Genomic DNA, 305 nt, shown 5'->3' on the forward strand with positions numbered 1-305 from the left:
GTAGCACAGAGGAGCTTGCTCCTTGGGTGACGAGTGGCGGACGGGTGAGTAATGTCTGGGAAACTGCCCGATGGAGGGGGATAACTACTGGAAACGGTAGCTAATACCGCATAACGTCGCAAGACCAAAGAGGGGGACCTTCGGGCCTCTTGCCATCGGATGTGCCCAGATGGGATTAGCTAGTAGGTGGGGTAACGGCTCACCTAGGCGACGATCCCTAGCTGGTCTGAGAGGATGACCAGCCACACTGGAACTGAGACACGGTCCAGACTCCTACGGGAGGCAGCCGATGTCACGGTCACGGC

The 305-nt window shown here is 58.4% G+C and carries 1 rRNA gene; it reads left to right on the forward strand.

The features are described 5' to 3' along the window. Window positions 1–289, forward strand: a 16S ribosomal RNA gene (locus MTBUT4_RS01285); the annotation flags it as partial. Window positions 290–305 lie beyond the last annotated feature (16 nt).

The organism is Magnetospirillum sp. UT-4 (assembly GCF_902729435.1).
In the GTDB taxonomy this organism is placed as follows: Bacteria; Pseudomonadota; Alphaproteobacteria; order Rhodospirillales; family Magnetospirillaceae; genus Magnetospirillum.